General features: G+C 64.6%; 5 protein-coding genes. All 5 read right to left on the minus strand.

What is annotated here, in order from left to right; translation table 11 throughout:
- Positions 1 to 3: 3 nt before the first annotated feature.
- The 5 genes from V7787_RS07880 to recC all read right to left on the minus strand — a co-directional run bounded on the left by V7787_RS07880 (position 4) and on the right by recC (position 11,164).
- A complete protein-coding gene (locus V7787_RS07880; RefSeq protein ID WP_198748355.1) occupies positions 4 to 1,275 on the minus strand; it encodes a diguanylate cyclase domain-containing protein in 1,272 nt (423 codons plus the stop codon).
- On the minus strand, positions 1,272 to 1,838 hold the full coding sequence (locus V7787_RS07885) for a YfiR family protein (protein WP_064491011.1): 567 nt from the start codon (positions 1,836 to 1,838) through the stop codon (positions 1,272 to 1,274). Before V7787_RS07885 ends, V7787_RS07880 begins: the two co-directional genes overlap by 4 nt.
- Before the next feature lie 100 nt (positions 1,839 to 1,938).
- On the minus strand, positions 1,939 to 4,014 hold the full coding sequence (gene recD / locus V7787_RS07890; protein ID WP_336086974.1) for an exodeoxyribonuclease V subunit alpha: 2,076 nt from the start codon (positions 4,012 to 4,014) through the stop codon (positions 1,939 to 1,941).
- The gene (recB, locus tag V7787_RS07895; protein ID WP_198748444.1) at positions 4,011 to 7,685 is read right to left on the minus strand and encodes an exodeoxyribonuclease V subunit beta; all 3,675 of its coding nucleotides are present in this window, start codon (positions 7,683 to 7,685) and stop codon (positions 4,011 to 4,013) included. The genes recD and recB overlap by 4 nt, the downstream gene beginning before the upstream one ends.
- Positions 7,682 to 11,164, minus strand: coding sequence for an exodeoxyribonuclease V subunit gamma (recC, locus tag V7787_RS07900; protein ID WP_198748443.1), 3,483 nt, complete (start codon positions 11,162 to 11,164; stop codon positions 7,682 to 7,684). Before recC ends, recB begins: the two co-directional genes overlap by 4 nt.
- Positions 11,165 to 11,296: the final 132 nt, after the last annotated feature.

Raw genomic sequence — 11,296 nt, forward strand, 5'->3', positions numbered from 1 at the left:
GGTTCAACTCCTGTTCCTGATTTCATTGGCGGACCGTTCCGTCTGCGCCACTTGCCAATGGCCACGGCGTTCGCGCTTGGCCTGGTACATTGCCGCATCGGCGGCATTCAGAAGACTGGCGGGGTCAGCGCCGTCATCCGGGTAATAGGCAATACCGACACTCAGCGAGGTGGAAACACTGCGGCCACTGTCCAGTTGCACCGGCAGCCTCATGCTGGCAACGATCTTCTCGGCAATGTGTTCGGCATCCTTGCGCGTATGCAAAGGCGTCAACAACACGGCAAACTCGTCGCCCCCCAGGCGCGCCACCAGGTCTTGCTCGCGCAACTGGGCGCGCACACGTTCGGCCACGCTGATCAACACCTCGTCACCCACGGCGTGGCCGAGGGTGTCGTTGATCTGCTTGAAGTGGTCGCTGTCGAGGAACAGCACTGCCAGGTGGTCCTGCTGGCGCGCCGCATTTCGCACGCTGCGGCTCAGGCGCCCTTCAAAGAAGGCGCGGTTGGGCAAGCCGGTCAGGCTGTCGTGGCTGGCCTGATGGGCCAGGGTCTGGTTTTCGCTCTGCAGGTGGCTATGCCACACCTCCAGTTCATCCAGCAGGGCATTGAAGTCGTTACCCAGCTCGTTCAGCTCGGCAATCGGCGCTTCTGGCACGCGCCGGTCGAAGCTGCGCTCGCGGCGGGCGGCATGGGCGACACTGGCCAGGCCACGCAGCGGGCGGGTGATATCGTTGAGCAGGCGCCGCGACAGATACTGGGCAGCCAGGGCGCTGAGGACCGTGCAGAACAGGATACCGGCCAAGCCACTGAGCAGGAACAGCAACAGGCTCCTGCCCTGGCCTGCCAGTTCGATATGCCCGACCTGCTGTTGCTGGTGCACGATCGGCAGAATGACCGGCTCATCCAGCAAGGCGCTGGCAACCTGCACCTCCAGCTGCGCAAGCATGCCGGTATTGTCGCGTTGCCAGTGCGCCAGTTGCTCGCCCTCGTTATTGAAGACCTTGGCCTCGGCCACTTCTTCGGTACTGGCAATAAACGCCAGCGATTCGTTGGCGGCGGCGCTGTCATCGAACACCACAGCCGCTTCTACGGTGTAGTTGATCGAGCGGGCGATCAACTGCAGGTTATGGTTGGCATAGACACGCAGGGCGAGCACGCCCAGCAGGGTGAGGGAGATACCCGCCAGGCCAACGGCAAGCAAGGCGACGCTGAGGTGGCCACGGCCCAGCACCGAGCGCAGGGTCGGGCGCACGGTACGCTTGCGGGTCGGCTTCATGGCTGCTCCGCCCGGCGCCGCGACAATTGCAGCACGCTGGGGTGAATGCGCACGCCAGAGCGTGCCACCGAGTCGAGATTGACTTCAAAGGCCACCTGCTGGTCGCTGACCCGCAGGCAGAACAGGCTGCCGACCGTGCAGGGGTCATCCGCCTCGCTGATGCTCAGCACCGGGTGGCCGCCGATACGCTGGAACAGCCGATCGCGCTGGCCCTGGTCAAGCTTGCCAATGTAGAGGGCATCGCAGGCCTGGGCGACCTGGGTGTCTTCTGCCAGCAGGCGCCGCACCTGCAGCGGCCGGCCGGACTCCTGGACATGGCCCTTGATGAGATCGTCGGCGTACTCGGTCGGGCCGACCAGGCACAGGCGTAAAGGAGAAGGTTCGACGGGCCAGCGGGCGTAACTGAAGATACCCAGTACTACCTGGGTGACTGCCTTGGCGCGTTGCTGTGCCTGGGCGGAGGTTGTGCCGGGGTCTGCCCGGGCAGCGCCTGCAGAAAGGAACAGGACGGCCAGCAATAGCGAAAGCGCACAGCTTGTCACTCGCCTTGCGGCCACGTTCATGTAGGAAATCCCTTGAAGCCCCTTCCGATATCGGCGCAACGGTAGCACATGGCCGCTTTATTGTAGGAGCGTGCGGCCACGTGTAATGGGTTTCATGGCCCTAGACCTGCTCGAGCATCAACCCGGAAATACGCCGTACTTTGCGCGCCACCGCTTCTTCGAAAATGCCTTGGCGTGGCTCGACCAGGCTGAAGCAGTGCTTGGCCCGAGTGATGCCGGTGTACACCAATTCCTTGGTCAGCACCGGGTTGAGCGCCTCCGGCAGCACCAGGGCAGTGTGGCTGAACTCCGAGCCCTGGGACTTGTGCACGGTCATGGCGAATACCGTTTCCACTTCGTTGAGCCGGCTCGGCAGAACGAACCGCACACCACCACTGCCGTCGTTGCGCGGGAAGGCCACGCGCAGCAGCGGCTGGCCATGCTCATCCGGCAGGCGCAGGGCAATACCGATGTCACCGTTCATCAGGCCAAGGCCGTAGTCGTTGCGGGTCACCAGCACCGGGCGTCCTTCGTACCAGGGCTGCTGGCTGTCGATCAGACCGGCATTGTGCAGCACTCGCGCCACCCGCTCGTTGAGGCCTTCGACACCCCAGGCGCCCCGGCGCACCGCGCACAGCAACTGGAAATCCTCGAAACTGCGCAACACCTTGCCCGCCCATTGCTCCCAGGCGGGGTCGTCAAAGGCGGTATCAAGTGCCGGCCGGTAACGGCCAAGGGTGCGCAGGTAGCTGCGATAGCCTTGCGGCCCATCGGTACCGCGGTTCAGACCGTCGAGTAACAGGCGGTCGAAAGCACGATCCTGTTCGTGCTTGAGCGACAGGCTGTGCACGTCGGCAGGCGGCGCGGCCAGCAGGTTGCGCGCCGCGTGAGCGTCCTGACGATTGACCAGTCTGGCCAGCTGGCCAATTCCGCTGCCCTCACCGAAACGCCGTGAAAAACGCAGCATCACCACCTGCTGGGCCAGCGGGTGACGCTGCTCATCGCCGGCCTTGAGGCCACTGCCGGCCAGCGACTCGCCACTGACCTGCTGAAGCCACGCTGCAGTCACCGGCGAGTAAAAGCCCTCCTCAGCATCCCGGCACAGGTCACCCAGCACCGCGCCCGCCTCGACCGAGGCCAACTGGTCCTTGTCGCCCAACAGCACCAGACGCGCCCGCGGCGGCAAGGCATCGAGCAGGTTGGCCATCATTTCCAGGTCGATCATCGACGCTTCGTCGACCACCAGCACATCCAACGGCAACGGGTTGCCAGCATGATGGCGGAAGTGCCGCGAGCCTGGGCGGCTGCCGAGCAGGCGATGCACGGTGCTGACTTCAGTAGGGATTTGCCCGCGTACTTCGGCGCTGACTTGCAGGCGCTCGACTTGCTGACCAATGGATTCGGTCAGGCGCGCAGCGGCCTTGCCGGTCGGTGCCGCCAGGCGGATGCGCAGTGGCCTGCCCTGCTCCACTGCCGGCGCCTGCAGCAACGCCAGCAGGCGCACCACGGTAGTCGTCTTGCCGGTGCCGGGGCCGCCAGTGATGATGCTGAAACCGGCCCGGGTGGCCAAGGCGCAGGCGAGCTTCTGCCAGTCCACCTGGCCAGCTGGCGCGCCGCCCTCGAACAGTTGCGCCAGACGCTCTGGCAGGTCCGCAGGCGGTGCTTCGGCCTGACTCAGGCGCTGGCGCAGGGCCTGGTCGATGCGCCGCTCGTAACTCCAGTAACGGCGCAGGTAAAGGCGCTCGCCACTGCGTACCAGTGGCCGCGATTGCTGGCCAGGCGCATCACCTGCGGCCACCAGCGGGCTGGCGCTGATGCGCTGAAGCCAGGCATTCAAGTCAAGGTTGGCCAGCAGTTGCGATGGCAGTAGCAAAGGGCCGATAAGGGCGTCACCTTCCGGCGGCAACGACAGGGCGAAATCAGGCTCGGCCAAGGTTTGTTGCAGGTCGAGGCAGACATGTCCGTGCCCCAGTTGGTGGCTGGCCAGCGCCGCTGCCAGCAATAGCAAGGGATCACTGCCGGGGGCGCGCTCTTCCAGGAACGACACGAACGCGCGGTCCAGGGCTCGTAGCCAGCCCCGCTCAACCCAGCGGTCGAGTAATTGCAGCAGGTCAGCGCTGTTGTGCTGCGGTGCCAGTGCCAGCAGGTGCTCGGCGTGCAACGGGGTGGGCAACAGGTCGACAAGGCTTCGGCTCATGGCGCAACTCCGGCAAACAGGTCCTGCTGTACCGGCGCGTGCTCGCCACGGAACAGCGCATCGAGGCTTTCGATCAGCTCACGCGGTGGCTTGGCGTGGTACACGCCGTGGCCGCTGCTGCTGGCACCGCGCAGGAAGATGAACAGGGCACCGCCAACATGGCGGTCATAATCGTAGTCCGCCAGCCGCGCGCGCAACTGGCGGTGCAGGGCCAGCAGGTACAGCACATACTGCAGGTCGTAGCGGTGCTCAAGAATCGCCTTTTCCATGGCCATGGCATCGTAGGCCTGGATGTCCGCACCCAGCCAGTTGGACTTGTAGTCGGTCACGTAGTAACGCCCGTCCAGCTCGAACGCCAGGTCGATGAACCCTTTGAACATGCCGTTGAGCACGGTCGGCTGCGCAGCTGGGCGCGCCAGACCGGGGTGGGTGTGGCGTGCCACCAGGCGATCGAGTTGTTCTGCGTCGACCCGGTGGCTGGCGAACCAGAACTCCATTTCGATCTGGTAATGACGCAGCTGGCCCAGCGTTACGCTCTGGTCGCTGCCCGGCAGCGGCAACGCCTCGCTCAGCAAACGCTGCATCCAGTGGCTCAGGGTGGGGATCCAGCCGGCCCAGTCACGGCGGTTGCAGCGCTGGCCAACGGTGCGCTCGATCAGTTGAGGGTTAGCGCTGACCTCGCTGAAGCCCTCACGGCCTGCCCACTCCAGCAAACCATGGAGGAAGGTGCCGGGGTTAGGCCCCCGCGGGAAGCGATGGATATCGCCGCTGTCGGCCGGGACCTCGCGCAACACCTGGGCATCGGGCGCCTCGTCATCCAGCAGTTGCTGTGCCTGCGAGCTGTCGGCGCCGAGGGTCTGATCGCCGACACGAAGGGCACTGTAGGAAGCGATCCACCAGTGCTCGGCAGCCGCATGGCGTGGCCTGCGTGCTGGCAGCAGCTCACGTTCGGCGTGTGGCATGCGATACATCTGCTCATCCGCCTGCGGCAGGCCTGGGCAAGTGATGTGCGGGCAACTTGCCGCCAAAGCCTGCAACCAGTCCGTCAGCTGCGCCGAGCCAGCCAAGGCAAGGCCGCCCCCCAGCAGGTAGCCAAACGCCGAGCGGTGCAGCTGCGAGCTCTTCAGATTACCGCGCTTGAGGTCGGCGACACCCAGCCAGCAAGCATGCTGGGCGCGGGTCAGGGCCACGTAGAGCAGGCGCAGGTCTTCGGCCAGGCGCTCGTCGTCAGCGCGCTCGATCTGCTCCTGGTCGGGTGTGAGGGTGAGGTGAGCGTTACCTTCGCTGTCATGCCAGGCCAGCGGCAGACGGCTACCATCCACCGGTTTGCTGGTGCAGATGAATGGCAGGTAGACCAAGGGATATTCCAGGCCCTTGGACTTGTGGATGGTCACCACCTTGACCAACTGTTCGTCGCTCTCCAGGCGCAGGATCTGCTCTTCACCGGCCTGCCCGGAACTGGCCAGATGCTCGGCCAGGTGGCGGATAAGCGCCTGTTCGCCGTCCAGTTCGCCAGCGGCCTGCTGCAGCAGCTCGGCCAGGTGCAGCAGGTTGGTCAGCACCCGCTCGCCATCACTGCGGCGGATCAGCGTGCGCGGTAGCTGGAAGTCATGCAGCAGGTGGCGCAACATCGGCAACACCCCCTGGCGCTGCCAGGTGTCGCGGTACAGGCGAAAACGCATCACCCAGCTTTCCCAGACCCGCTCGTCCTGGTTAAGCCGGTCCAGCGCAGCCAGCGACAGGCCCAGTGTAAGGCTTGCCAGAGCAGCCTTGAGCAGGCGCTCCGAGTCAGGCTCGGCGCATGCCTTGAGCCAGGCCAGCAGGTCGTGGGCTTCCTGGGCGGCAAACACCGAGTCCTTGTCGGACAGGTAGACGCTGCGCACCTCGCGTGCGGCCAGTTCGGCACGGACCATCTGCGCCTCATGGCCATCGCGCACCAGGATGGCAATGTCCGAGGGCAAGCAGGCGCGCAATTCGCCTTCGGCATTCTGGAACCCCGCCGTGCCCTGCTGGCCGCCATTGAGCAAGGCCACAATATGGCTGGCGCAGCTAGCAGCCAGTTGCTGGCGGTAGACGCTGCTGGAGACTGGCTCTTCACTTTCCAGCTGCCAACATTGCAGGGCTGCACTGACTTCACCGTCAATCAGCAGCTGTTCGCCACGCCCCTTGGCGCGCACTTCGATGAATGGCAGCGGGTTGTCATCGGCCTCGCGAAACAGGAATGCACCCCGCCCCGCTTCACGCGCCTCGGCCTGCAGGAACACCTGATTGACCGCCGCCACCATGGCTTTGCTGGAGCGGTAGTTGGTGTCCAGGCTGTGCAGGCGGCCGCTGGTAGCGCGTCGCGCGGCTAGGTAAGTGTAGATGTCGGCACCCCGAAAGGCGTAGATTGCCTGCTTGGGGTCGCCGATCATGAACAGACCGGTTTCTGCGCGATTTTCGCTGATCTGGTAGATGCGCTCGAAAATGCCGTACTGAACCGGGTCGGTGTCCTGGAATTCGTCGATCAGCGCTACCGGGAACTGCTCACGGATCAGGCTGGCCAGGCGCTCGCCGGCCTCGCTGGCGAGCGCGTGCTGCAAGCGCACGAGCATGTCGTCGAAGCCCATTTCTGCACGCCGGCGCTTCTCCACTTCGAAACGCGCCGATACCCAACTGGCGGCGTGCTCGAGCAGCGGGGCATCCGGGCTGTCCAGTGCCTGCAGTTGCTGCTGCAAGTGCTGCATGGCGTTGAGGGCTGGGTGCTCGGGAGGTTCTCCCTTCCAGGCCTCGGCCATGCCCGCCGGGGTCAGCCGGGTAAAGCCGGTGCCCAAGTCGAGCTCTACCAGTTGCTCATCGCTGGCCCAAGCGCAGAGCTTGTCGAACCAGGGCTCGAAGTAACGGGCTTGCATCTTGCGGCCGTCGACCTGTTTGGCGGCCAGCGCATCGCGGCAGATTTGCCGCAGTTCCTCGGCCCACTGTGCCCACGGCGCCTTGATCCGGGCCAACTGTGCACCCCGTTGCTGCAGCGATGCCTGGATCAATGCGGCGGGCTCTGGCCCATTCTGCTGGGCGCGCACACGGCCGAACAGTGGGCGAATGCGCGGCAGCAAGGCGTCGGGGCTCCCCCAGTTGCCGCGCACCCAGGCCAGTGCGTCCCCTTGCATCCCATAGCAGAAGCGCCGCCAGTAATCGCGCATGACCTGGCCCAACAACTCGCTGTGGTCGGTTTCCAGGGTCTGGGTGAACAGGCTGCCGCTGTCGAAGGCATGCTCGCGCAGCATGCGCTGGCACCAGCCATGGATGGTCGATACCGCAGCCTCGTCCATCCACTGCACGGCGATTTCCAACCGGCCGGCGCAACGCGGCCAGTTCTCTTGTGGGTAATCGTCACGTAGCTGGTGCAACAGCGGATCGGCACCATCCAGTTCGCCACGGAAGAACCGTGCGGCTTCAGCCAGGCGGGCGCGGATACGCTCGCGCAGCTCTTTGGTGGCGGCGTCGGTGAAGGTCACCACGAGGATCTGCGGTGGCAGCAGCTCGCGCTCGAAGCCCTGTTCGCCACCGTGACCGAGGATCAGGCGCAGGTACAGCGCCGAAATGGTGAAGGTCTTGCCCGTGCCGGCGCTGGCCTCGATCAGCTGGCTACCGTGCAGGGGGAAACTCAGTGCCAAAGGACGGTCCTGGGTCATGCGCCTTTCTCCGGGTTGCCCAAGGACTGCCAAGGGGCGGTGAACAACGGGCGATACAAGGTTTCGCACCAGCCTTCAAACGTTTCGTCAGCGGTGAGTGCTGCAAAGTCCCGGAACTGGCGGGCCAAGGCAATGCTTTCACTCCGTTCGCCAAAGCTGGTGCGTTCGTCGCCTTCGTAGGCGCGAGCTGCTGCGGCCATGGCTTTATCCGCATCGTCCTGGGCCAACCAGGCGAACGCGGTCTTGGCCGCGACTGGCAACGGCGCGTTCATTGCCGCCTGACGGGCCACCAACAGGTCGCCCAGCAGTTGCGCGGCCTGCGCTTGCGGCAGCGGTGCAAGCAACAGGGTCAGGTCACTGGCTACCAATGCACTGTTATAGGGGTAGCCCGCTGCACAGGCCGCCAGGTGCGTAACCCAGGGCGCGATAAGGCGGTGCCACTTCAGGTTGTTGCGCCCGGCACTGATGGTGTTGGGTACTGTGGTGATGCTGAGAAGGCTCTGATCTTCCGCCTGGAACACCCGGCCCAGCCAGCCCTCAAGTCGGTGCTGACCGTGCTCGAAATGCACTGGCAAAGCGCCCTCGACCAGCTGTGGCCAGCGTTGCAGCAATTGCTGGTGACGTTGCAGCAGGTCCGGCAGCGGTTCGATCAACTCGTTTTGCAGCAGTTCGCCGAAACCGGCTAGCGGCAGCAAACCGCAGGCCTGCAGGCGTCGGGCCTGGGCGCGCAAGGCTTGTTCGGCGTTGTCCGGTTCGGCCAAGGCGGCGCCAAGCAGGCTTTCACTGGCGCCGTAGCGTTGCAGGGTATCGAGGACGAAGGGCTCTTCGTCCGGGGTCGGCGCTTCCAGCGCCTCAAAGTACACCTTCAAGCGCTGGCTGAAGAAGTGGCGTACCGGGTGGCGCAAGAAGTCATTCAGCTGGTGCAGACTCAGGGCTTCAGCGTCCTGATAAGGCGGCAAGCCCGGCTCGCTCTGCGCGTCTGTCTCACCCTGCTGGTGCAGCACCTGCCATTCATGGGCATAGCTGAACAGTGGGCTGCCCTTCTGGAAGTACCGAGGGCTGAACGGCTGCAGCGGGTGCTCCTGGGTCAGTGCGTGCAACAGTTGCTCGCCCGGTTTCGCGGGCTGGCCCTGCTGCGCGTCGGCCAAATGCCAGCCCGCAGCGATGTGATCGCGCAACTGGCCGATCAGCACCGAGGCCGGGCGTTCGCTATTGTCGCGGATACTGCGCCCGACCCAGCTGACATACAGCTGGTCACGTGCTGACAGTAGCGCTTCAAGCAACAGGTAACGGTCGTCTTCGCGGCGTGAGCGGTCACCGGGGCGATAGTCGCTGGCCATCAGGTCGAAGTCCAGCGGTGGCTGCGCACGCGGGTAATCGCCATCGTTCATGCCCAGCAGGCAGACCACCCTGAACGGGATCGCGCGCATGGGCATGAGTGTGCAGAAGTTGACCGAGCCGGCGAGGAAACGTTGCGACAGCTTGCCCTGATCGAGGCCCGACAGCCAGGCTTCACGCACCACGGTAAGCGGTAGCGGGTCGTGCAGGCCGACGGTCTCGCACACCTCAAGCCAGCTATCGCGCAGATCCTGCAACTGCATCAACAGGAATTCATCACCCTCGTCCTCGGCGAGGAAGAACACGTGCAGCAAGGCATGCAGTCGTTCGCCCCACTGGCTGACGGTGGCTGGCTCGGACAGGGCCTGGCAGGCGACTTCGAGCGCATCGAGCAACGCGACCAGCGGGCCGATCAACGCCGCGTCCAGGCCACCGATTTCATCGTAGGGTTCAATGCCATCACAGGCCTCACCCACCCCCACGGCATAACCCAACAGCATGCGGCGCAGGCCGAAACGCCAACTGTTCTGTTCGAGCCCGGCGGGCAAGCCCAGGCTCGCCCGCTGCTCGGCGTCAAGGCCCCAACGGATGCCAGCGCCCTCGATCCAGCGGTGCAGCGTGGGCAGGTCGTTTTCGCGGATGCCGAAGCGGGCGCGGACTGCCGGCACGTCCAGCAGGTCGAGCACTTCGCTGACCGCGAAGCGGCTATCAGGCAGTTTGAGCAAATGCTCAAGCGCGATCAGCAAAGGCTCGCGACCACGCTGGCCCTGGTCTGTCAGGGTGAACGGGATGTAGCGTGGGTCGTTGCGCTGCAACTGGCCGAAGACGGCGCGGATATGCGGCGCGTAAGTGTCGATGTCCGGCAGCATGACGATCACGTCGCGCGGGCGCAAAGTCGGGTCGGCGCTGAAGCGGGCCAACAGCTGGTCGTGGAGGATCTCCACTTCACGTTGCGGGCTGTGCGCGATATGGAAGCGGATCGAGCGGTCTTTTGTGGTGTCGACTGCCGGCCACCGTTCGCGGCTCTCGGCGAGCGGGCGCAATTCCAGGATGTCGTCCTGCAGTTCGTTGAGCAGCGTGGTGGGCGAACCGTCGCTGAACAGGTCGATGCGGCCGTCGCTGAACACGCCCTGGTAGCTGCCCGGGTCATCATAGCTGTCGAGCAGGTTGATGTAGTCGCGGCCTTGTTTACCCCAGGCAGCCAGCAATGGGTGGGCATGCTGGTGCAGCGTCTGGTCGTCCAGTTGCAGGGGCATGCCTTGCTTGCGTTGCTGGCGTTTGTACTGGTGGCGCAACAGGTCCTTGTCGGCAACGATATCGGCCCAGTGGTGGCGGCATGGGTTGTGTACGCACAGCAATACCTGACTGAAACGCGACAGGCCTGCCAGTGCTTCCAGGGCCTGGGCCGGCAGCGAAGAGATACCGAACACGATCACCCTCGGTGGCAGCCCGGCAGGCGCCTGCTCCAGGCTGTTGATGCGCTCGATGAAACGTTGGTGTACCCCGGCGCGGCTTTGCGCCATGCCTTGCTCGCCAACATCCTCCAGCAATGCTCGCCACAACTCGGCTTGCCAGCGGTTGCCTGGCGGCAGAACTTTGCGCTCGCCGCGGGCCGTGTTGATGACGTGCTCACCAGTGGCCCAGTCCTTGAGCCAATCGGCGCGGTAGACCTGGTACTGGTCGAACAGGTCGGCCAAGCGCTCGGCGAGCTGGTAGCGCTTGCGCAAGTCACTGTCATCGGTGAGGAAGCGCCGCAGTGGCTCGAAATGCGGGCGCTCGATGAGTGCTGGCAACAGGCGCATCAGGCGCCAGGTCAGGGGTGCCTTGTCGAGCAGAGACACTTCGGGGATTTCGCTACGGCCAAGCACGCTGCGGTAGAGCTGCCACATAAAGCTACCGGGCAGTTGTACATCGATTGCAGCAGCGATGCCGCAGCCGCCCAGGTCATCGTCTAGCGGATCTTCAGCCAGGGCCAACTTGAGCCATTGGGCAATGCCATTGCTTTGAACCAGGGCAATTTCGTTTTCCAGAGGCGCCAGCGGGTAGCGACGCATCCAGCTCACTACCAGGCTACGCAGGTCGTCGAGGCGGTTGCCGTGGACGATCATGAAGCCAGGGTGGAGATGGGCGGTGTTGAGCATCGGAAGATCTCTGGAGGCACTGATGGCTGAGAGGGGAACGATATCACGCGTACAGGAAACGGCCGAATGCCATCAGGCCGCGAGAGCGGGCGTCCCCGCTCCCGCAGTGATTCGCGCAGGTCGAATTTTTTT

Source organism: Pseudomonas sp. CGJS7 (genome assembly GCF_036961695.1).

Coding starts and splice junctions, on each gene's coding strand:
- V7787_RS07880 (WP_198748355.1), bottom strand. CDS start 1,275: ATGAAGCCGACCCGCAAGCGTACCGTGCGCCCGACCCTGCGCTCGGTG.
- V7787_RS07885 (WP_064491011.1), bottom strand. CDS start 1,838: ATGAACGTGGCCGCAAGGCGAGTGACAAGCTGTGCGCTTTCGCTATTG.
- recD (WP_336086974.1), bottom strand. CDS start 4,014: ATGAGCCGAAGCCTTGTCGACCTGTTGCCCACCCCGTTGCACGCCGAG.
- recB (WP_198748444.1), bottom strand. CDS start 7,685: ATGACCCAGGACCGTCCTTTGGCACTGAGTTTCCCCCTGCACGGTAGC.
- recC (WP_198748443.1), bottom strand. CDS start 11,164: ATGCTCAACACCGCCCATCTCCACCCTGGCTTCATGATCGTCCACGGC.